The sequence below is a fragment of the Pseudomonas sp. Lz4W genome (assembly GCF_000346225.2).
Classification (GTDB): Bacteria; Pseudomonadota; Gammaproteobacteria; order Pseudomonadales; family Pseudomonadaceae; genus Aquipseudomonas; species Aquipseudomonas paraversuta.
In genome coordinates this window covers 2,518,263-2,538,522 of the sequence record NZ_CP017432.1, presented here as the reverse complement: position 1 = coordinate 2,538,522, position 20,260 = coordinate 2,518,263, and the positions used below count along the sequence as shown (strand labels likewise).

At 59.5% G+C, this 20,260-nt stretch carries 19 protein-coding genes and 1 pseudogene; 8 read left to right on the top strand and 12 right to left on the bottom strand.

Going from position 1 to position 20,260, the window contains the following annotated elements; all coding sequences use genetic code 11:
• Nucleotides 1-3: 3 nt before the first annotated feature.
• The 7 genes from B195_RS11715 to B195_RS11685 all read right to left on the bottom strand — a co-directional run bounded on the left by B195_RS11715 (nucleotide 4) and on the right by B195_RS11685 (nucleotide 8,034).
• Nucleotides 4-564: a hypothetical protein gene (locus B195_RS11715; RefSeq protein WP_003445513.1), complete on the bottom strand. Its 561-nt coding sequence runs from the start codon at nucleotides 562-564 to the stop codon at nucleotides 4-6.
• Nucleotides 565-3,135 carry a fimbria/pilus outer membrane usher protein gene (locus B195_RS11710; protein WP_003445512.1) on the bottom strand — a complete coding sequence of 857 codons (2,571 nt, stop codon included), beginning with the start codon at nucleotides 3,133-3,135 and terminating at the stop codon, nucleotides 565-567.
• Between the two features lie 33 nt (nucleotides 3,136-3,168).
• Complete coding sequence (locus B195_RS11705) at nucleotides 3,169-3,849, bottom strand: fimbria/pilus chaperone family protein (protein ID WP_003445510.1); 681 nt, start codon at nucleotides 3,847-3,849, stop codon at nucleotides 3,169-3,171.
• Between the two features lie 301 nt (nucleotides 3,850-4,150).
• Nucleotides 4,151-4,807: a DUF1120 domain-containing protein gene (locus B195_RS11700; RefSeq protein WP_003445508.1), complete on the bottom strand. Its 657-nt coding sequence runs from the start codon at nucleotides 4,805-4,807 to the stop codon at nucleotides 4,151-4,153.
• 163 nt (nucleotides 4,808-4,970) lie between these two features.
• Complete coding sequence (locus tag B195_RS11695; protein ID WP_003445506.1) at nucleotides 4,971-5,627, bottom strand: DUF1120 domain-containing protein; 657 nt, start codon at nucleotides 5,625-5,627, stop codon at nucleotides 4,971-4,973.
• A gap of 467 nt (nucleotides 5,628-6,094) precedes the next feature.
• Nucleotides 6,095-6,766 (bottom strand): DUF1120 domain-containing protein, encoded by a 672-nt coding sequence (locus tag B195_RS11690; RefSeq protein ID WP_238143927.1) that lies wholly within the window; start codon nucleotides 6,764-6,766, stop codon nucleotides 6,095-6,097.
• A 368-nt stretch (nucleotides 6,767-7,134) separates the two neighbouring features.
• Nucleotides 7,135-8,034: a LysR family transcriptional regulator gene (locus tag B195_RS11685; protein WP_003445503.1), complete on the bottom strand. Its 900-nt coding sequence runs from the start codon at nucleotides 8,032-8,034 to the stop codon at nucleotides 7,135-7,137.
• Between the two features lie 134 nt (nucleotides 8,035-8,168).
• Here B195_RS11685 and B195_RS11680 point away from each other — a divergent pair, with 134 nt between their 5' ends.
• The 4 genes from B195_RS11680 (at nucleotide 8,169) to B195_RS11665 (ending at nucleotide 11,476) form a co-directional block, all read left to right on the top strand.
• Complete coding sequence (locus tag B195_RS11680) at nucleotides 8,169-8,867, top strand: CoA transferase subunit A (protein WP_003445501.1); 699 nt, start codon at nucleotides 8,169-8,171, stop codon at nucleotides 8,865-8,867.
• A gap of 37 nt (nucleotides 8,868-8,904) precedes the next feature.
• Nucleotides 8,905-9,564, top strand: a complete 660-nt coding sequence (locus B195_RS11675; RefSeq protein ID WP_003445499.1) for a CoA transferase subunit B — start codon at nucleotides 8,905-8,907, stop codon at nucleotides 9,562-9,564.
• 25 nt (nucleotides 9,565-9,589) lie between these two features.
• Nucleotides 9,590-10,771 (top strand): acetyl-CoA C-acetyltransferase, encoded by a 1,182-nt coding sequence (locus tag B195_RS11670; RefSeq protein ID WP_003445496.1) that lies wholly within the window; start codon nucleotides 9,590-9,592, stop codon nucleotides 10,769-10,771.
• A 204-nt stretch (nucleotides 10,772-10,975) separates the two neighbouring features.
• Entirely contained in the window at nucleotides 10,976-11,476 is a 501-nt protein-coding gene (locus tag B195_RS11665; protein ID WP_003445494.1) for a PaaI family thioesterase, read from the top strand.
• Between the two features lie 77 nt (nucleotides 11,477-11,553).
• Here the strand turns inward: B195_RS11665 and B195_RS11660 are convergent, their stop codons facing one another.
• The 5 genes and pseudogenes from B195_RS11660 to B195_RS11640 all read right to left on the bottom strand — a co-directional run bounded on the left by B195_RS11660 (nucleotide 11,554) and on the right by B195_RS11640 (nucleotide 16,033).
• Nucleotides 11,554-12,789 carry a M20/M25/M40 family metallo-hydrolase gene (locus B195_RS11660; RefSeq protein WP_003445492.1) on the bottom strand — a complete coding sequence of 412 codons (1,236 nt, stop codon included), beginning with the start codon at nucleotides 12,787-12,789 and terminating at the stop codon, nucleotides 11,554-11,556.
• Between the two features lie 141 nt (nucleotides 12,790-12,930).
• Entirely contained in the window at nucleotides 12,931-13,266 is a 336-nt protein-coding gene (locus B195_RS11655) for an RcnB family protein (RefSeq protein ID WP_003445489.1), read from the bottom strand.
• Nucleotides 13,267-13,355: 89 nt separating this feature from the next.
• A pseudogene (locus B195_RS11650) lies at nucleotides 13,356-13,940 on the bottom strand (DNA polymerase ligase N-terminal domain-containing protein); the annotation flags it as partial.
• A 76-nt stretch (nucleotides 13,941-14,016) separates the two neighbouring features.
• A complete protein-coding gene (locus B195_RS11645; RefSeq protein WP_003445486.1) occupies nucleotides 14,017-15,042 on the bottom strand; it encodes a DNA topoisomerase IB in 1,026 nt (341 codons plus the stop codon).
• Nucleotides 15,043-15,157: 115 nt separating this feature from the next.
• The gene (locus B195_RS11640) at nucleotides 15,158-16,033 is read right to left on the bottom strand and encodes a LysR family transcriptional regulator (RefSeq protein WP_003445483.1); all 876 of its coding nucleotides are present in this window, start codon (nucleotides 16,031-16,033) and stop codon (nucleotides 15,158-15,160) included.
• 146 nt (nucleotides 16,034-16,179) lie between these two features.
• Between B195_RS11640 and B195_RS11635 the strand changes: the two genes are divergently transcribed.
• From B195_RS11635 to B195_RS11620, 4 genes are all read left to right on the top strand, one after another.
• Nucleotides 16,180-16,953: a glucose 1-dehydrogenase gene (locus tag B195_RS11635; protein ID WP_003445481.1), complete on the top strand. Its 774-nt coding sequence runs from the start codon at nucleotides 16,180-16,182 to the stop codon at nucleotides 16,951-16,953.
• Nucleotides 16,954-17,068: 115 nt separating this feature from the next.
• Nucleotides 17,069-18,232: a DUF1624 domain-containing protein gene (locus tag B195_RS11630; RefSeq protein ID WP_003445479.1), complete on the top strand. Its 1,164-nt coding sequence runs from the start codon at nucleotides 17,069-17,071 to the stop codon at nucleotides 18,230-18,232.
• Between the two features lie 99 nt (nucleotides 18,233-18,331).
• Nucleotides 18,332-18,772: a pseudoazurin gene (locus B195_RS11625; protein WP_003445478.1), complete on the top strand. Its 441-nt coding sequence runs from the start codon at nucleotides 18,332-18,334 to the stop codon at nucleotides 18,770-18,772.
• A gap of 23 nt (nucleotides 18,773-18,795) precedes the next feature.
• On the top strand, nucleotides 18,796-20,115 hold the full coding sequence (locus tag B195_RS11620) for an OprD family porin (protein WP_003445477.1): 1,320 nt from the start codon (nucleotides 18,796-18,798) through the stop codon (nucleotides 20,113-20,115).
• Nucleotides 20,116-20,260: the final 145 nt, after the last annotated feature.

Below are 20,260 nucleotides of genomic sequence, written 5' to 3'. Positions count from 1 at the left end.
GGCTCATGTTGCGCTGACGTCGATGCGCAACTGCCCCTCGTGGGTTTTGGCATCCCGCGAGCGCATGTCACTCAACGGCAGCTCCGGCACAATTTCCAGGCTCAGCACCAGGCTCTTGCCGCGTGCCGGAAGGCCGCCTTCGACCGGAACAATGATATCGCCCGGTGCGCTCGCCAGACTCTCCAGACCGACCCCCGTAGCCCCCAGATCACTCAGCCTGGCCAGGCCGACCGGGCGGCCATCCAGTTGCGCCCGGCTCATTTGAATGCTGACCTGGCCTTGATCACTGAACTTCATCCGGTTCGATTGCACGGGCCCGTGCAGGCTCAACTCGATGGCCGAATCTGCCAGGCAATTGGCGTTCAGGCGCACCTCGCGCCGGTCCAGAAGGTGCCTGGCCTGCGGCGTTACGGCTCCGGACGGGTGTTGCTGAGGGCCGTAATCGAGATGCTGGCTGCTCAAGGTGATTTCGCAATCGCTGGCCAGCAAGTGCGGGCTGCCCCCCAACAGGAGCAACAGTAATGAGACCGGGAGCAGCTTGCGGCGAGGGTCCGGAATAGTCATTTACAGGGTTCTCCCATTGGCGGCCAGCATGGCTTTTGGCTCAGAGGTACAGCTGGCATTGAGGGTTTCGAAATAGCTTTCCAGGTCTTGCTCCTCGGGGACCTCGAAGCTCAACTCGCAGGACTGATCGTCGCTGTGCTCAATGCGCAGCGGTGTGGCATGTTCCAGGTGGTTCAGGTACACCTGGCCGTCATCGATGACGCTGGTGACAAAGCCGCCATTGGCATCCACGACACTGGCGCCCTTGGCCGGAACACCGCCCTTGGCATCCATTACCGTCAACAGCACCCGCCGGCTCTTGAGCACTTCAAAATCCATCCGGTGTACCGAACCACGGGCCGCAGAGAGCATCTGGTGGCCATTGCGGATATCGATGTTGCGTGGCAGATCCTTGGTTTCCACTTCCACCCTGGTCGAGCTGTACGGGTTAAGGCTGGCGATCACCGCACGCCCCGCGCCATCGGTCCACACCGGACCGCTCGGGGTCTGCAACTTGATCCCCGAAACATCCCCTACCGAGGCAATGGCAAAGCTGTCGCGCACCGGATACGGCGACAGCGTCACACCCTGCTCATGCACCACTACCCCGCCGCTGGCCCGCAAGTTGTAGCTGCGGCTGTCGTCGCTGGTGGAAACCCCGGCTGAGGTCTGGGCATAAGGGGTCAGCAGGCTGGCGTTGGCAGATAACTGCTGGCTGACGTTTTCCACTTCGCGCTCCACTGCCAGGTTGTAATTGAACCGTTCAAAACTGCTGTCATTGAAGCTGGCACCGTAGCGGGTGCGATCCGAACGCTGGCTGGCGTAGGCCCGGGTACTGCGGCCGCTGCCCAGGGGCACGCTGACCGACAAGTAGAGTGCCGTTTGTGGCCCTTCATTGCGTGAGCGCCGGGTCTGCTCCTTGCGGTTCAGGTTGCGGGTGGTCTTTTCCACACTGGCGTTAACACTGAAACGCGGGAATGACTTGCTCCAGCTGGCGCTCAGGTACTCGGAGCTGTGCCCGGCAAACGTGCGGGAGGTCGACCAGGTGCTGCTGAAACTGCCCAGCACCGGATCGCTCCAGGCGGCCGATACGCCGTACTGGGAGCGGGCCAGCCCGCTGGAGTCGTACTCGTTATACCGGTTAGTGGTGTCCAGCAGGTCACGGTAGCCCTGGCTTTGCTGGGTGGTGTTGAGGTTGACGCTGATTTTTTCGCTGACACGGGTACTGAGGCTGGCACTGACCTGCCCGCCTGCGCCCTTGACCTTCGGCGCCTTGGACGCCACGGTGCGCACCGTCAGTGCCGTGGTGGGGCTGAGCACTGAATCCAGCTCCAGTGCCAGGGCCTGATAATTGTTGTCAGCCAACATGGCGCCGGCAGAAATTTTGTTGCTGGAACCCAGCAGCCAGCCGTCGCTGGCCGTGGCAATCAGGGGTTTGGCCCCGCCGCTGCTGCTGTCGAAGGTACGCAGCTTGCCCACGGCAAGGGACATTCCCGGGGTCGACAACGAGGTGCGAATCAGCGATGCGGCGGCCACCGTAAAGCGCTGCTCCTGACCATCGGCTTCGATCACCCGCACATCAAGATCCGTGTTGCTGTTGAGCAAACGGATATCCGACAGCCTGAACGGCCCGGCCGGCACTACCGTGGTGTAGAGCAATGCACCGGCCTGGCGCACTTCGACCCGGGCCTGGCTTTGCGCGATGCCGTCAACCGTGGCGCCCTGGCTACCGCTTTTCAGGGCCGACTCGGGCACCAGTTGCAAGCCGGTGATGGGCGCACCGGCCACCACCGAATCACTGATATTGATCTCCCCCACTTGCAGGGTGCGGGCCTGTTCGACAAAGGTGGTCTGGCCGTAGGTGTAGAGGGTCTGGAAGTCATTGCCGTTATCATTGGCGGTAAACGACTGGCTGCTGCGCACTATCCAGTCACCCAGGTTAAAACCCAGCTCGGTATTGGCCGAATGATAATTGCTGGAGTAACTGCCGGACTGCGAGGTAAAGGTCTGCAGTTCATAATTGATCAGCGCCCCGGCACCGCCGCTCTGGTAGATGCCACGGTCCACCGCCTCCGGGCGCAGGGCATCGTGACTCACCACCAGCCGCACTTGCTGGCTGTTGGGTAACAATTCGACTTCGGTTTGCGGCCAGGCACCGGCAAAGTCGTAGCAAATAGCCTGGATATCCGGACTTTGCCCCGGGTTTATCTGCCATTGCGCCTTGGGGATTTTCAATCCCGCCTGATCCAGCAACCCACGGTTGAAGCACAACTGGCCTTCATCATCGAAACGGGCTTCGACCTGGCCGCGGGGGTTACCGTTGACCCATAACTCTACCCGTCGATTGCCAGAGCCGAATCGCGGTGCGGCGGCAAAATACTGTGCCACAGCCGGGTCGATGCCCCGGTGCTTGAGCATTTGCACATCAAATTGCGCCAGCAGCTCGGCAGGCTCAAGACGGGTATGGGCACTGTCGGTTTGCTTGGCAAGTGCCTCAACACTCAGCAAGGCCAAAGGGGCCAGCAGGCTCGAAGGTCTCAGGTGGCGAAACAGCGCGCCACAGACACGCGCTGCCATGGGCTTCAAAATCATCCAGGACATCCTTGACATACTAAAAACAGAGGATCAGTTCAGGGGGGCGGTAAATGCGTTGACGGCAAATCCGTAAATACTGGCTGGGGTGAATTGCACCGAAGTCAGCGATTCAGGGCTCTGGTCGGGGAGTTTCACGCTGAGGGTCTGGCCCGGCAAAATGTAGTTATTGGGCAGTTCAGCCGCGGTCTTGCCTGGCAGCAGGGTCAGTTGCTTGGTCAGGCGCACCACGTACGGGCTGTCGTTATTCACCGTCAGGGTATTGCCGGAGCGGGTCCACTTGAGCAGCACCCAGGGATCGTTTTTCATGGGCAAACCTTCGGGATGGATAATCACCGGCAGGTTCTGGCGTACGTTCATGGTGACCGTGGATTTGGCGTCGGTTTTCTTTTGCGGGATGCCTTCGAATATCACGCGCTTCAGACGCTGGGTGGTGACCGGCGTGCGCGCCTGCAGGATAAAACGCACCAGCTGTTTTTGCCCCGGTTCGACGCGGGTCAGGGGCGGCGTTACCACCAGCAGGGTTTCCTTGTCTTCGGCAATGTTTTGCAGAGAGCTATGCAGCAGTGCGGCCTGTGCATCGGTATTGGTGACATTGATCCGGCCTTCGCCGTCAGCCACCTGGACAATCACGACGGTGGTGTCGGGGACCATGCCGGCGGCCTGGACTGGCGGCAACCAACTGGCCAGGGCCAGGATAAAAAAGCTGAGCAAGCATCTGGGGCTCTGTAGGCGAAATAAAAATATGGGCACGACCTTTGGCGAACTTCAAGGAGTCCGGGAAATGTTTAAGGGTTCAGTCACTCGCGCTCTTGCGCCGTTGGGCCCGGGATAAAGATCCGCAGAAAAGCGTGACGACGACTATTGGCGATTCGGCAACAATGAAAAGGTGCCCCGCCCGGAGGCACCTTGTTGAGCGCTGTTACACGGCAATGAGCTCAGGTGGCCTGAATGGCCCACGCCGAACGCGCATTGCGTCTGCCTGCACCGGTGCGAATCCGGTGCGGGGCAACAGTTACAGGTAGTTCAGCTCCATGGTGGCGTTGGCATTGATGTTCAGCGAAGTACTCAGGTCCAGCGTGTCCACAGGGGCAATTTGCGGCTTGAGTGTGAAGGTGCCGCTATAGGTGGTGTAGGCAGCCGGCGTTGTTGCCCCCACTGGAGCAAAGGAGTTCATCGCGATTTTGCTGACCTGACCGTACTGTGTGACAGTCCAGGTAATACCGTCGTTACTGGCAAGGACATTGGCATGGGTTTCCGTACCATTACCCGTCACTACAACGCTTGCGCCACCACCGTGCTGGATCCAAAGGTGGCCAATAGGGGCGTCAGCCGCATCTTTGCCCAGGCTGAACAGGTTGTGGCCAGCCGCAGGGTAGGTACCGTCGGCTTCCTGGTTATCAACCCAGCTGGTGCTGATGGCGACCGGTCCGGTACAGGTGATGTTGTATGGAAGAGTAGCGTTGGGCATTGGGGTTGGCTTGGCAGGGTCGCTTTCGAGTGCGCTGACCTGAATGTCACCCAGATTCAGGGGGGCTCCGGTGCCGATGGTCACGTCGCAGCTGGCAGGTACCACCTTACCGGTAACTTTCAGGTCGGCAGTGGTCGCCGCCAATGCATTGGCAGAGGCAGCCAGAAGACAGGTTGCAAGCAAAGTTTGTTTAATATTCATAATGGTTCCTCTATGTCTTGATGGGTAAAACTGCTCGATTCAATGGTTTCAGCACCACTGCCGGTTACCGCTACGCTTGCGCCACCGCCGTGCTGTAGCCACAAGTAACCGGACGAGCATTGCGTCTGTATGCACCGGAGTGGATCCGGCGCACGGTCAACCATTACAGGTAGCTGAGTTCCATGGTGGCGTTGGCATTGATGTTCAGCGAGGTACTCAGGTCCAGCTCGTTCACGGGGGCTATCGACGGTTTGAGTGTGAAGCGACCGCTATAGGTGGTGTAGGCCGCGGGCGTTGATGCCCCCGCTGGAGCAAAGGAGTTAATCAGGGTTTTGCTGGCCTGACCGTAGGATGAGTCAACCCAGGTAATACCGTCGGCACTGGTAATGACATTGGCATGGGTCTCTGCGCCATTACCCGTCACTGCAACGCTTGCGCCACCACCGTGCTGGATCCAAAGGTGGCCAATAGGGGCGTCAGCCGCATCTTTGCCCAGGCTGAACAGGTTGACGCCAGTTGCAGGGTAGGTACCGTCGGCTTCCTGGTTATCAACCCAGCTGGTGCTGATGGCGACCGGTCCGGTACAGGTGATGTTGTAAGGAACCGCAGGAACGGTCAGTGCGGTTGGCTTATCGGGGTCAGTATTGAGTGCGCTGACCTGAATATCACCCAGATCCACGGGGGCTCCGGTGCCGATGGTCACGTCGCAGCTGGCAGGTACCACCTTACCGGTAACTTTCAGGTCGGCAGTGGTCGCGGCCAATGCATTGGCCGAAGCAGCCAGAAGACAGGTTGCAAGCAAAGTTTTTTTAATATTCATAATGGTTCGTCTATGTCTTGATGAATAAAACTGCTCGAATCAATGCTTCAGAGCAGGCCAATTACGGCGGCCAGCACTCTGACGACCTGTTGCAAAACTTAAAATAGGAATACTCCTAGGGCGCAAGCAATTAGGAGTATTCCTATTTTCAGCTCATATTCAGTTATAGGTGTGGATTTAAACTCACCTTGTTTAGCCGGCGTTTTCTCTGGCAAAAAAATCGGGGGTCGAAGCAATACATAGTTCACGACAGTGCCAGCCTGTAGATGTTGGATTTTTATGTGGCGCATACTTGCGGCGTTATAAGTCAATCATGGGTTCGGCAGTTATGAATAGGCCCACCCCTTTCTAAAAAGTACCACCCTGAGTTTGGCCGCTACTGTTACCCGGCGTTCATGCATATTGCCCGCAGTATAATCGTACTGTCACGCCGAATAATATTCGGCGTGACAGAGGCAAAACTACAGTTACAGGTAAGTCACTTCCATGGTGGCACTGGCATCAATGGTCAGCGCATTGTTAAGGTCCAGGGTACTGGTCGGCGCAATTTGCGGCTTGAGTGTGAATCTTCCGCTATAGGTGGTGTAGGCCGCGGGTGTCATTTCCCCCGCTGGCGCAAAGGAGTTGACCTGACGCTTGCTGGCCTGACCGTAGGTCGCATCAGTCCAGACAATACCGTCGACGCTGGTGATGACATTGGCATGGGTTTCAGCGCCATTACCGGTTACCGCTACGCTTGCGCCACCACCGTGCTGGATCCACAAGTGGCCGATAGGGGCGTCAGACGCATCTTTGCCCAGGCTGAAGAAGTTATGGCTCACGGGGTGGGTACCGTGGGCTTCATTGTTGTCGAGCCAGCGGGTGCTGATGGCCACCGGGCCGGTGCAGGTAAGGCTATAAGGAACGCTGCGGTTAGCCAGTGGAGTTGGTTTATCAGGATCGGGGTTCAGATCGGCGACATGGATATCGCCCAGGTCCAGAGGTGCACCCGTGCCGATGGTTACGTCACAGCCGGCGGGAACGATCTTGCCGATCACAAGCAGGTCGGCCTTGTTGGCGGCCAGTGCACTTCCAGAAACTGCCAACAGGCAAGTAACGAGCAAGGTTTTTTTCAAAGACAACATATAAGTAACTTCCATAGTAAGCGCCTCGGGAGCGCAGTTTATTGAATGCAGCGGCGGCATCTTACTCAATCACTTTATTAAATAATACAGGCGGTACGTTTGGCGGCCGATTCAAACAAGGCATATGGGTATTTGATGCATTACAAGTTAGGACTGTTCTTAATAAAGGTCCGAGGTGTCTGTAGGAGTCCTAGGGCCAAGTTACGCGCGAGACTTTAGTTATCAGATGCGACAGGTTAAGTTTTTTGCCACTATCACTGAGGCATTCAAGTTCATGCACTGAATCAGTGCTGCAAGATGTTTAGGAATAGCTGGCAATGACTAAGAGTATCTTAATGATGTAACCAAAGATTACACGGCCGCTGCCAGGGGCCATCCGGACCTTAGTCGCAAAACCGTTCGCCAAGTTTCTCGCCGAGCAAACTGTCAAACATCGCCTGGGCCGCTGCCGACAACTCATGGCCGGGTTTGGTCAGGATGCCCATGGCCCGTTCGATCACGGGTTCATGCAAGGTGATGCAGCGGGCGCCGAGCTCGCGCATCTGTTCGGCGCACAGTGCCGGAACTGCACTGACTCCCAGCCCGCTGGCGACCATGCGTCCGACCGTAGCCAGTTGATGACTTTCAAATTCCACCGGCAATTTCATCTGCCGGGCCTGCAAATGCTCTTCGAGCATCACCCGTACGGCAGAGGGTCGCTGCAGTGTGATGAAGGGTTGTTCCAGCAGGGTTTGCCAATCAATCAGCAAACGCCCGGCCCACTGCGAATCACTGGGCACTATTGCGACAAACCGGTCCATATACAGCGGGGTAAAGGTCAGCGCTGACCCCGGGCCCGGCTTGAATGCCACACCCAGCTCCACCTGACGATCACGCACCATCTCCAGCACCTGTTCGTTGATCACGTCGTTGACCGTGACGTTGAGCCGGGGGTGGCGGGTACGAAAGTTCTTGAGGATACGCGGCAGCAGATTGCCCGAAAACGAAGGTATCGCTGCCAGGGTTACCCGCCCCCGCTGCAGGGTGAAGCGCTGGCGCATCTCGTCCTCGGCATTGTCCCACTCGGCAATCAGCCGTCGGGCCAGCGGCAACAGCGACTCACCTTCGGGGGTCAAGGCCACATGCCGTGTGGTACGGCTGAACAGGCGCCCTCCCAGCCCCTCCTCCAGCGCCTTGATGGTCAGGCTCAGCGCCGACTGCGACAAATGCAGGCGTTCACAGGCCACGGCGAAGCTCAGGCTCTGGGCCACGGCGAGGAAGGCACGCATCTGTTTTACGGTCATGGGCTGCACCCTGGAGTCATTGATTTACTTTACCAATTAATAAACCTTAAAAAACAATTTAACAAATCAATTACCCGGAGTGACACTCGCTGCCATTGGCTAACCACCCACCACTAACAATAAAAGAGGTGTCTATGGCAGGTTTCGACAAACGTGTGGCGTCCTACGAGGAGGCCCTGGCCGGGCTCGAAGATGGCATGACCGTGATCGCCGGGGGCTTTGGCCTGTGCGGTATCCCGGAAAACCTGATCAACGAGATCAAGCGCAAGGGCACTCGCGACCTGACGGTGGTCTCGAACAACTGCGGGGTTGACGGGTTTGGTCTGGGGGTATTGCTGCAAGACCGCCAGGTCAGCAAAGTGATCGCCTCCTACGTGGGGGAAAACGCCCTGTTCGAGAAGCAGTTGCTGGACGGCGAAATCGAAGTGGTTCTGACCCCCCAGGGCACTCTTGCCGAGAAGATGCGTGCCGGTGGCGCCGGTATTCCTGCGTTCTTTACCGCTACCGGTGTAGGCACGCCAGTGGCTGACGGCAAGGAAATCCGCGAATTCAAGGGTCGCGCCTACCTGATGGAAGAGTCGATCACCGGCGACTTCGCCATTGTCAAAGGCTGGAAGGCTGACCATTTTGGCAACGTGATCTACCGCCACACCGCGCAAAACTTCAATCCGCTGGCCGCCACCGCGGGCAAGATCACCGTGGTCGAAGTTGAAGAGATCGTCGAGCCCGGCGAGCTGGACCCGACACAGATCCATACCCCTGGCATCTACGTCGACCGGATCATTTGCGGCACGTTCGAGAAACGCATCGAGCAACTCACCGAACGTTCCTGATCCCCTGCCCTCAGCCCTGGCTCCACGGAGAACAATAATGGCTCTTACCCGCGAACAAATGGCCCAGCGCGTCGCCCGCGAAATGCAGGACGGCTTCTATGTGAACCTCGGCATCGGCATTCCGACCCTGGTGGCCAACTACATCCCCGAAGGCATGGAAGTCATGCTGCAATCAGAAAACGGCCTGCTCGGCATGGGTGCATTCCCGCAAAAAGGGCAAGCTGACGCCGACATGATCAATGCCGGCAAACAGACAGTTACTGCCCGCACCGGGGCTTCGATTTTCTCTTCGGCAGAATCCTTCGCCATGATTCGCGGCGGTCACATCGACCTGACCGTGCTCGGCGCCTTTGAAGTGGACGTGCAGGGCAATATCGCCTCCTGGATGATCCCCGGCAAAATGGTCAAGGGCATGGGCGGCGCGATGGACCTGGTGGCGGGGGCCGACAATATCATCGTCACCATGACCCATGCGTCCAAGGACGGCGAGTCGAAACTGCTGTCCCGTTGCAGCCTGCCGTTGACCGGTGCCGGCTGCATCAAGCGGGTTCTGACCGACCTCGCCTACCTGGAAATCGCTGACGGTGCGTTCATCCTCAAGGAGCGTGCCCCCGGGGTCAGCGTGGAAGAAATTGTGCGCAAGACCGCCGGCAAGTTGATCGTGCCCGAGCATGTACCAGAAATGCAGTTCGCCTGACCTGGCTTTTTCAAGGAGCAATGTGATGCAAGAAGTCGTCATTGTCGCGGCCACGCGCACAGCCATAGGCAGTTTTCAGGGGGCCCTGGCCACTATTCCGGCAGTCGAACTGGGCGCCGCGGTAATTCGCCAGTTGCTGGTCAAAACCGGTCTGGACGCTGATCAGGTGGATGAAGTGATTCTCGGCCAGGTGCTGAGCGCCGGTTGCGGGCAAAACCCCGCGCGTCAGGCGTCGATATTCGCCGACCTGCCCCACAGCGTTCCCGCCATGACCCTGAACAAGCTCTGCGGCTCCGGTCTCAAGGCGGTCCAGTTGGCGGCCCAGGCGATCCGCTGCGGCGATGCAGAGGTCATTATTGCCGGTGGCATGGAGAACATGAGCCTGGCCCCCTACGTGCTGCCTGCTGCCCGCACCGGCTTGCGCATGGGCCATGCCAGGATGATCGACAGCCTGCTCCACGACGGCTTGATGGACGCTTTTAACGACTACCACATGGGCATCACTGCCGAGAATCTGGTGGACAAGTACCAGCTCGGCCGTGAACAGCAGGATGCCTTTGCTGTCGCGTCCCAGCAAAAGGCTTGTGCGGCCATCGAGTGCGGCCGTTTCGACGACGAGATCACGCCGATCCTGATCCCCCAGCGCAAGGGCGACCCGCTGTCGTTTGCGGTGGACGAGCAACCCCGTCAAGGCATCACTCTGCAGTCCCTTGGCCTGCTCAAGCCGGCGTTCAAGAAAGACGGCAGCGTCACCGCCGGCAACTCTTCGACCATCAATGACGGGGCCGCCGCCGTGATGTTGATGAGTGCCGACAAAGCCAGGGCGCTGGGCCTGCCGGTACTGGCGCGGATCTCGGGTTACGCCGGTGCCGGGGTTGATCCGGCCATCATGGGCATCGGCCCGGTAGCGGCCACCCGGCGCTGCCTGGCCAAGGCTGGCTGGAGCCTCGACCAGCTGGATCTGATCGAAGCCAACGAAGCCTTCGCAGCCCAGGCATTGGCGGTGGGTAAAGAGCTGGAATGGGACATGGACAAGGTCAATGTCAACGGCGGAGCCATTGCTCTGGGCCATCCGATCGGCGCCTCGGGCTGCCGGGTGCTGGTGACCTTGTTGCACGAGATGATCAGGCGCGACGCCAAAAAAGGCCTCGCCACCCTGTGCATCGGTGGTGGTCAGGGAGTGGCCGTGGCCATCGAGCGCGGCTGAAGCGCTACAGGTTCAAACAGTCAGGGCAAGGACCCACGATATCCGCGCACTGACTGGCAATACCCCGGCGTGACTTCGGTCACGCCGTTTTTTTTGTCTGGATGTCGGGTGCTCTCGAGGCTATCGCGAGGCAAGCTCGCTCCTACGGGGGGGGTACGTTAACGTAATGGCATCTGGCAGACACATATCAAGGAGCAATGCCCAATGACTACTCAGCTCGGTTGTTCCCTGCAAGACAGCGCGGCCCCTGAAGGGGTTTGTTTCGGCTGCGGCACCAGCAATGTCCACGGCCTGCACGTAAAGAGTTTCTGGCATGAGGACGGGGTGCATGTAATCGCCGAGCACCTGCCGGATGCCAAATATTGCGGCTGGCCGGACCTGGTCTATGGCGGCTTGATTGCGATGCTGGTTGATTGCCATTCGAACTGGACCGCGATGGCTTTTCACTACCGTGCGCAGCAGCGTGAGGTCGACAGCCTGCCGCGGATCAATTGCGTCACCGGCAATCTGGGGATCAAGTTCGTCAAACCGACCCCGATGGGTGTGCCCCTGACCTTGCGGGCGAGAGTCGAAGGTGAGGTGGGACGCAAAAGCCGTGTCATCTGCGAGGTCTATGCGGGGGATGTGCTGACGGCGGTCGGTGATTCAATCTTTGTGCGCGTGGATACCGCAGAACTGGCTTCCCAGGCCCATGGCCGCGTGTAGAAGCTCTTCGCTGAAAGGCTCGCGAGCAAGCTCGCTCCTACAACAAGCGAGCTCCTACAGATGGACGGGGGGCGGGTTTATCTGGAGAGCTCCCTGATCATTGCCACGGTCAGGTACAGCCGCGGCGCAATGCTGCTCAGTTCGATGTATTCGTCCTCTGCGTGTAAACCTGCACCGACCACGCCCATGGTTTCCAGCACTGCCGGCTTGGCACTCCCCGGCACATAGGCATAACCCGCATCCGTGCCGAAACGCATGGCGATAGGTTCAACCTTCAGACCAATTTCGCCATAGAGCTGTTGCGCCGTTCTGGCCAGGGATTCGGAGCCGGCATTCTTCGCCAACGGCGGCCGGCCCTGGTGCAGGGTGATCGCAGTTTCGGTGTCCGGGATCAATGTGTTCTGCGCAATGCGCTTGGCATCGGCCAGAACCCGGTCGCTTTCGGCCACATCCGAGTAGCGCATGTCGGCCTGGGCGCTCGCCAGGTCGGGGATGATATTGGCCTTGTCGCCGGCCCGGGCCATGGTCCAGTTAACCGTGGTGCCTTTGGCCGGGTCGCCCAGGTCCTTGAGCTGCACGATCTGATGCGCCAGTTCGGTCAGAGCATTGCGACCCTTTTCCGGCGCGGAGCCCGCATGGGAGGACTTGCCCTTGACCTCCATACTGAGCTGGTTGATGCCATTGGTGGCCACGGTCACGGCATCTGTGTCCGGTGGCTCGTAGGAGAATACGTAGTCATGTTTGCGGGCAAGTTCGGCAATGATTTTTTTCGACCCGGCAGAGCCCATTTCTTCGTCGGGGTTAAACAGTATGGTCAGGGTGCCGTAGTCCTTGAACTGTTGATCCTGCAACAACTTGACCGCGTGCAGGATCATTGCCACTCCGCCCTTGGCATCGGCGACACCCGGGCCATAGGCACGCTCACCTTCGGTGCGAAACGGCCTTTTGGCCACGGTTCCGGGGCCGAATACGGTGTCGTAATGCACCATCAGCAGGAAGTCTTTATTACCTGTGCCCTTGAAGGTGCCGACGATATTGTCACCTGCCGAAGGACTGGCCGGACTGGTCTCGACCTTGGCCCCCAGAGCCTCCAGGCGCTTGACCAGCAGCGCGCTGACCTGGTCCAGACCCGGCTTGGTCCCGGTCCCGGTATCCACTGCGACCAGGGTTTTCAAGGTGTCCAGATAAGCAGGCTGTTCGGCCCGGGCTTTGGCCAGCAAGGCTTGCGGATCCGTCTCGGCGGCGTTGACGGCGGCACTGACAAGCAGCGCCAGAACGGTGGCTGCGGTGAAGGAAAAGCGGGACAACTGCATAGGTAAGGCCTCGATCCATCATGGGTAATTATTTTTATCAAGTGCACTTTGTAACCCATATGACGCTGCAGATGTCAGGTGCTCGCCGACTTTTCCAGTGGGGTCGGGTGGGTCATCGGGAGCACCTTGCGCGTGGGGAAGCTACTGGGCCAGGACTTTGGCGTCCTTGCTGCGTATCTCCTTGATCACCGAATTGACCCGATTGACCAGGACGTAATGCCCGCTGATTTCAACCCACTGCTCGGTATCCGAGGGTTGCGGCAGCCCCTTGGCTTTCCAGTTTTTTATCGCGGCCGTGTCGCGGGTGTATTGGTCCGGTGCCTTGTCGCCGTTGCCATAGCAACTGCTCAGATCCATGGACTGCGCCAGGATTTGCCCCGGTTTGCAGTCACTGGGCTTTTCATCGCCAGCCTGGGCTGCGAAGGGTACTGCGCACATGAGACCGGCCAGTATTGATGCAGAAATGATGCTGCGCATGTTCACCTCGTTGTGGTTACCGGCCAGACGCCGGTTTGGGGTTATTGCAACGGTGGACAAGTGCAGGACCGCTAACGTTCCCTTTATCAGGCCTGCCGTGGCTTGTGCTTTGCCGGCCCGGGCCCGAGGGTGCGACCGCTGATTACGGATTCCGGGCGCTGGGTGAGCACATCAAAATCAGCCTGCGCTCTGGCGGCATCGTCCTTGTGCTTGATCAAAAACCAGAGCTTTTTCTTGCCCTCTTGCTGTGAACGCACCAGGTTCCAGATGCCTTGCAGCTTGTGGCCTTCGAGCTGGAACTGCAGCTTGCCTTTTTTGAATGACTCGACCGGGTCGCCTATGGGCTTCCACACCCCGTTATCCCAGACAATCACATCCCCTGCCCCATAGTTGCCTTCAGGGATATGCCCCTCGAACGTGGCGTAATCCAGTGGATGGTCCTCCACTTGCACCGCCAGACGCTTGACCCGGGGGTCCAGGCTTGGTCCTTTAGGCACGGCCCAGCTCTTGAGCGTGCCTTCCAGCTCAAGGCGAAAATCGTAGTGCAGGTGGCTTGCGTCATGCTTCTGGATACAGAACCCATGGCGTTGCGAAGCCTTTTGATCTGCACCGCCGGGCTCCGGCGTGGCTGCAAAATCGCGTTTTTTCTGGTACTCATCCAGCTTGTCGTTCATGACGGATCCTCTTTTTTCGCTGCCAAAAACCTGGTGCGTAATCGGTGGTCGAGCCACGGCCCCGCACGGGCTCCTTCTATTGCCCGGCCGGGGCCGTTTCGAGCATCTTTTCAAGGAACATCGCCAGACCGACTTCTTCTGCCTTGAGCCCCTTGCGCACTCGGGGACGGGGCAGTTCGGCCAGGGCGCCCGCTACATACCCTTCAAGTACGGCCGGGTGGATGTAGCACTTGCGGCAGACTGCCGGAGTGTTGCCCAAATGCCTGGCAACGCTCTTGACCATGTCCACCACATGCCGCCTGGCATCGGCCTGCGGCTGCCATTGCAGTTCGCGCAACACCGATAACGCCATGGCGCTGCCGGCCCAGGTGCGGTAGTCCTTGGCCGTGAAGTCCGCGCCGGTGAGGCTGTGCAGGCAGGCATTGATGTCGGAAGAACTGACAGTGTGGCGCTCGCCATTCTCGTCCAGGTACTGGAACAGGTTTTGCCCCGGAATCTCCAGACAGCGCTTGATGATCCGCGCCACACGCCGGTCCTTCACGGAGATGTTGTGCTCTACCCCGCTTTTGCCGCGGAAACGGAAATTGATGGTACTGCCGCTGACCTCCACATGCCGGCTGCGCAAGGTGGTCAGGCCGTAGGAACGGTTGTCCCTGGCATATTGGCTGTTGCCGACCCGGATCAGGGTCGCATCGAGCAAAGTCAGTACCGTGGCCATGACTTTTTCGCGGCTGAAACCGGGGGCCGCCAGCAGGCTGTCCAGTTGCCGGCGCAGTTTCGGCAAGGCCAGGCCAAAGTCCCGCAGCCGGGAGTATTTATCGGCATCGCGCACTTCCCGCCAGCGAACGTGATAGCGGTATTGTTTGCGGCCCCGGGCATCACGGCCGGTGGCCTGCATATGGCCGCGCGGGTCAGCGCAGATCCAGACATCGGTATAGGCCGGCGGAACGGCCAGGGCGTTGATCCGCTGAACTTCCCCGGGATCGCTGATGCGCTGCCCGTGCGGGTCAAAGTAGGCAAACTTGCCGCGCAGTTTCTTGCGCGTGATACCTGGCTGCGTGTCATCGACATAGTGCAGGTCTGGGGGCAACAGGTCGGACATGGCGCTCATCCTGTACGGGGATTCATGGCCCCTTCAAACCATTGACCGCAGCGGTTGACGTACGTGCCGAGGATTTGCCCGGAGTTTTTTCAGGGGGCGGTGGACGCGCCCGGCCTTACAGGATCTCGTTCAGCAGGTTGAACACCGTGAGTTTTACTGCACTGTCCAGGTCCACCCAGGCCAGGCCGGTGGTTGCCCGATAGCTGCCCAGCTCCAGTGGCCTGGCGATGACATTGGCCGGTAATGCTCGTCCGGCATTGGCCGGTAGCAGGCCAATGCCGAGCCCGGCGCAGACCAGTGCCAGCATGGTGGTGAACTCCCCGAGTTCCGAGGCTATTTGCAACTGCAGGCCATGACTGTTGAGCGATTGCATCAATTCATCGTAGAACCCCGGCGCGTAGCGTCTGGCCAGGACCAATACCGGTAAACCGGCAAGTGCGGCCGCCGGTACCTTGTCGTACGCGGCCAGCGGGTGATCGGCGGGCAGTGCCAGGATAAAGCTCTCCTGCAACACCTCGCGTGTGTGGATCCCGGGGATCACGGCGGGCAAGCGCATCAGCCCGAAATCCAGCTGGCCGTTTTTCAATGCAGTGGCCTGATCCGGCCCCGGCATGTCCTTGAGTTCAAGTTCAACCCGCGGCAACCGTGCATGCAGTGCCCGGACCAGTGCCGGCAACAGTTGCGGCAGCACCGAGGACACAAAACCAAAGCGCACCCGCCCGATCTCGCCGCGCCCCGAAGCCCTGGCCACATCCGCCGCATGGGCGGCCTGATGCAGCGTGGCCCGGGCCTCGGGCAAAAACACCGCGCCCACCTGGGTGAGCATGACCGAATGCCGGTTGCGCTCGAACAGGCGCACACCCAGTTCCTCTTCAAGCATCTTGATTTGCATGCTCAGGGCCGGTTGCACGATGGATAGACGCTGCGCCGCACGGCCGAAATGCAGCTCTTCGGCCAGGGTCACAAATGATCTGAGATGTTTGATTTCCAATTGGGTGCTCCGCTGAAAAGGGTCTCTGGGGGCACTGATCAAAATAGCTGATCACCAGATCATCAATGACGATTGGACGCTACCCCCGGCCTGGGGTGAAGTAGCAACCGGGCCCTCGAACATAATAAACGGCCCGGGAGAACAGCATGTCATTCAATCTCGCGAGCTTTGGGCTCAACGGCCGCAGGGCCCTGATCACCGGTTCCGGCAAAGGCATCGGCCTGGCGCTGGCCCGGGGCCTGGGCGCTGCCGGGGCAACGGTGGTGATCAATGATCGCAATATGGACAAAGCCCGCCGGGTTGCCAGTCAATTAATCGACGAAGGTCTCAACGCCGAGTTCGCGGTATTCGACGTCACCGATCGGGCGCAACTGTTCGAGGCAATCAACACCTTTGAGGCCGAGACCGGGCCCATCGATATTCTGCTCAACAACGCCGGTGTGCAGCGCCGTGCGCCACTGGAAGACTTTACTGCCCAGGACTGGCATGAGCTGATGCGGGTCAATCTGGACGGTGTGTTCCATGTGTCCCAGGCGGTTGCACGGCACATGATTGGCCGTGGTCGCGGCAAGATCATTAACATCTGTTCGGTGCAAAGCGAACTGGCCCGGCCGACTATCGCGCCCTATGCCGCGTCCAAAGGTGCCGTGAAAATGCTCACCAAAGGCATGTGCGCCGAGTGGGCACGCCACGGGATTCAGGCCAATGGGCTGGCCCCCGGGTACTTTGCCACCGAGATGAACCGGGCGCTGGTGGATGACCAGCAATTCTCCGAGTGGCTGTGCAAACGCACGCCCGCAGGGCGCTGGGGCCAGGTCGAGGAGTTGTGCGGTGCCGCGGTATTTCTGGCTTCGCCGGCTGCGGATTTCATCAACGGACAAACCCTGTTTGTGGATGGTGGCCTGACCAGCGTCGTGTAAACCAATACCGTCGCAGCCGGGGTTATTGGGAATCTTTCCCATAGGGATGACATCACAACTAGAAATGTTATAAGGTAACCACTCCTTATACCCTCCCCTTGTCTGTGATCCCTTGATGACCACCCCAGTCCAAGCTCCACCCTCAAGTCAGCGCCTGTTGTCCATCGATGCCCTCAGGGGTCTGGTGATTCTGTTGATGCTGCTGGACCACGTGCGCGAAACGTTTTTCTTGCACCGCCAGGTAGCCGACCCGATGAACATCGACAGTACCGAGCCGGTGCTGTTTTTCAGCCGTACCCTTGCCCACCTGTGTGCCCCGGTGTTTGTCTTGCTCACCGGCCTTTCGGCGTATCTGTATGGCGAGAAATATCAGGGCAAGCGCGACGTTTCGGTCTTTCTGTTTAAACGCGGGCTGTTTCTGGTGCTACTGGAGTTGACCCTGGTGAACTTCGCCTGGACCTTCCAGTTCCCGCCTTCGGTGATATACCTGCAGGTGATCTGGGCCATCGGCCTGAGCATGCTCGCCCTGGCGGCGCTGGTGTGGTTGCCGCGGCCCGCCCTGCTGTTGCTGGCCCTTGGCATCATCGGCGGGCACAACCTGCTGGACAGCCTGCACTTCGCTGCCGATTCGACGCTGCATGTGCCTTGGGCGATTTTGCATGACCGCGGCTGGATAGAGTTTTCCGACACCTTGCGCCTGCGCACGTCCTATCCGGTGTTGCCATGGATCGGGGTGATTGCCCTGGGCTACTGCGTGGGGCCCTGGTTCGCCCGCACTGCTTCGGCTGCCGAGCGCCAGCGCTACCTGTTGCTGGCAGGTGCAGGGGCACTGCTGGGTTTTGTCGCACTGCGCCTGTTCAACGGTTACGGTGAGGCGCACTGGGTGGCCAATGGCACTTACCTGCAGACTCTGATGAGCTTTTTCAACATCACCAAGTACCCGCCTTCGCTGCTGTTCCTGACCCTGACCCTGGGCGTCGGACTGTTACTGTTACTGGCCTTCGAGCGGGTTCAACAGAGCAAATGGATCGCCATGCTGGCGGTGTTTGGCGCGGCGCCGATGTTTTTCTATCTGCTGCATCTGTATGTGCTCAAGGTGCTCTATCTGCTCAGTGCTGGCCTGCTCGGCCTGAATCAGGGCAACTATTTCGGTTTCGACGGCATGGGCCCGGTGTGGCTGACGGCGATGTTGCTGGCAATTGCGCTTTACCTGCCGGTGCGCTGGTTTGCCGGGTTAAAGGCCCGTCGTCGCGACATTAGCCTGCTGAAGTATTTCTGAATCCTTTTCGAGCAGACAGCGCAGCGCCCGCAGGCTACTTTAGCGGGCTTCTGACCCTGCGACTGCGTTACTCCTCAAAGCCTATATGGATAGCCCGACATGCGTATTTCATCCCTGAGCCTGTTGCTCAGTGCGGCCCTGCTCTGCTCATCGGCACTGGCGCAAACCCATGAAGTGAAGATGCTTACCCGCAGTGCTACTGCGGGCATGGTGTTCGAGCCGGATTATTTGCACATAGCTCCCGGCGATACGGTTAAATTCGTTGCCACCCAAACCGGTCATAACGCCGCCACTTTGCCCGGACTGTTGCCCGAAGGCGCGCAACCCTTCGCTGGCAAGATCAATCAGCAAATCGAGCAAACCTTCACTGTGCCTGGGCTCTACGGTATTCAATGCGTTCCCCACCTGGCCATGGGCATGGTGATGCTGATTCAGGTCGGTGAGGCCGGGCCGCAGCCTGCGGTACTGCCTGCAACGCTACCGGCCAGGGCACTTGAGCGTTTACATGTGGCCCTGCAAAAACTGCAGGCCGGGCAGTGAGCAAAGTCCGCTGGCGATCTGCGATGCTGCTGGCCCTCGCCAGCCCCATGGCGCTCGCCGACCCGGGCGCCCAGGATCGGTCCGCGGGCCTGGTCCAAGACAGCACCTGGAGCCTGGTCAACCGCACGGTTTACGACAGCCGCGAGTATCGCCACGGCGCACGCAACAGCGGAGCGCGCAATGCCTATAAACCGCGCGCCGAACGCAATGGTTATGCCGAGGAATGGGCCTACGGGTTGATGGGCACGTTGCAATCAGGGTTCACCCAGGGCCTGATCGGGGTCGGGGTGGATGCCCACGCCTATCTGGGGGTCAAACTGGACAGCGGTGGTGGCCGCGCTGGCAAGGCGCGCCTGTTGGGGCTGGATAACGACGGCTACCCCAAGGACAACTTCGGCCGGGGCGGCGCGGCGATAAAGCTGCGCATGTCGGACACCGTGCTGTCCTGGGGCGAACAACGGGTCAAAACCCCGGTGTTCAGTTCCTCCGACAGCCGCCTGCTGCCGGAAACCGCCACCGGGGTGTTTCTCACCAGCAATGAATTCACTGCCCTGAAGATGGTCGGCGGGCATTTCACCGGGAGCACCGACCGTAACGCCAGCAGTCACGATCAAGGCTTTGTGGTCAATTACTCCAACGGGCCCAAAGGCGATGCCTTCGACCTGGCCGGGGTGGTCTATACGCCGAGTAAAAATCTCAGTGCCAGCATTTACAGCTCGCGCTACGAGGACACCTGGAACCAGCAGTACCTGGGCGCCCTGTACAGCCAGGCGATTGATGAAAACCGCTCGCTGACCTACAACTTCAACCTGTATCGCACCACCGATGAAGGCAAAGCACTGTCGGGCAATATCGACAACACCACCTGGAGCCTGATGGGCACCTACGCTCAAGGCCCCCACAGTTTCAGCCTGGGTTATCAGAAGGTGCATGGCGATACGCCGTTCGACTATGTGACGCGGGGTGCGATTTTTCTCACCAACGCCGTGCAACTGTCTGACTTCAACGCGCCGAATGAACAATCGTGGCAGGCCCGCTACGACCTGGGGATGACGCCGTGGGGCATGCCCGGCCTGGTGTTCAGCGCGGCGTATGTGCGTGGCAGCCAGATCGACGGCAGTCATGCCGACCCCCGCGGCGGTTATGCGTATCTGGGTTACGGCAAGGGCGGCAAGCACTGGGAGCGGGATCTGGAAGCGCGTTATGTGATCCAGAGCGGTACCGCCAAGGGCACCATCCTGTCACTGCGCCATAACGTGCATCGGGGCAATACGGCCCAGGCCGAACTGGATACCGATCAAGTCCGGCTGGCCGTTGAATACCCCCTGAGCGGGCGTTTTTAACCGCCGGGCGGCACTGACGACGGGCGACTGGATGTAGGAGCGAGCTTGTCTCGCGAGCTCTTCAACGCAGCAATGAAGAGCTCGCGAGACAAGCTCGCTCCTACAGAATATGGGGTGTTGCTTGCAGATCCTGTGGGAGCTGGCT

Excerpts from the sequence above, each read along its gene's own strand:
- B195_RS11715 (WP_003445513.1), bottom strand. The coding sequence starts at position 564 with ATGACTATTCCGGACCCTCGCCGCAAGCTGCTCCCGGTCTCATTACTG.
- B195_RS11710 (WP_003445512.1), bottom strand. The coding sequence starts at position 3,135 with ATGATTTTGAAGCCCATGGCAGCGCGTGTCTGTGGCGCGCTGTTTCGC.
- B195_RS11700 (WP_003445508.1), bottom strand. The coding sequence starts at position 4,807 with ATGAATATTAAACAAACTTTGCTTGCAACCTGTCTTCTGGCTGCCTCT.
- B195_RS11695 (WP_003445506.1), bottom strand. The coding sequence starts at position 5,627 with ATGAATATTAAAAAAACTTTGCTTGCAACCTGTCTTCTGGCTGCTTCG.
- B195_RS11690 (WP_238143927.1), bottom strand. The coding sequence starts at position 6,766 with ATGGAAGTTACTTATATGTTGTCTTTGAAAAAAACCTTGCTCGTTACT.
- B195_RS11685 (WP_003445503.1), bottom strand. The coding sequence starts at position 8,034 with ATGACCGTAAAACAGATGCGTGCCTTCCTCGCCGTGGCCCAGAGCCTG.
- B195_RS11680 (WP_003445501.1), top strand. The coding sequence starts at position 8,169 with ATGGCAGGTTTCGACAAACGTGTGGCGTCCTACGAGGAGGCCCTGGCC.
- B195_RS11675 (WP_003445499.1), top strand. The coding sequence starts at position 8,905 with ATGGCTCTTACCCGCGAACAAATGGCCCAGCGCGTCGCCCGCGAAATG.
- B195_RS11670 (WP_003445496.1), top strand. The coding sequence starts at position 9,590 with ATGCAAGAAGTCGTCATTGTCGCGGCCACGCGCACAGCCATAGGCAGT.
- B195_RS11665 (WP_003445494.1), top strand. The coding sequence starts at position 10,976 with ATGACTACTCAGCTCGGTTGTTCCCTGCAAGACAGCGCGGCCCCTGAA.
- B195_RS11660 (WP_003445492.1), bottom strand. The coding sequence starts at position 12,789 with ATGCAGTTGTCCCGCTTTTCCTTCACCGCAGCCACCGTTCTGGCGCTG.
- B195_RS11655 (WP_003445489.1), bottom strand. The coding sequence starts at position 13,266 with ATGCGCAGCATCATTTCTGCATCAATACTGGCCGGTCTCATGTGCGCA.
- B195_RS11645 (WP_003445486.1), bottom strand. The coding sequence starts at position 15,042 with ATGTCCGACCTGTTGCCCCCAGACCTGCACTATGTCGATGACACGCAG.
- B195_RS11635 (WP_003445481.1), top strand. The coding sequence starts at position 16,180 with ATGTCATTCAATCTCGCGAGCTTTGGGCTCAACGGCCGCAGGGCCCTG.
- B195_RS11630 (WP_003445479.1), top strand. The coding sequence starts at position 17,069 with ATGACCACCCCAGTCCAAGCTCCACCCTCAAGTCAGCGCCTGTTGTCC.
- B195_RS11625 (WP_003445478.1), top strand. The coding sequence starts at position 18,332 with ATGCGTATTTCATCCCTGAGCCTGTTGCTCAGTGCGGCCCTGCTCTGC.
- B195_RS11620 (WP_003445477.1), top strand. The coding sequence starts at position 18,796 with ATGCTGCTGGCCCTCGCCAGCCCCATGGCGCTCGCCGACCCGGGCGCC.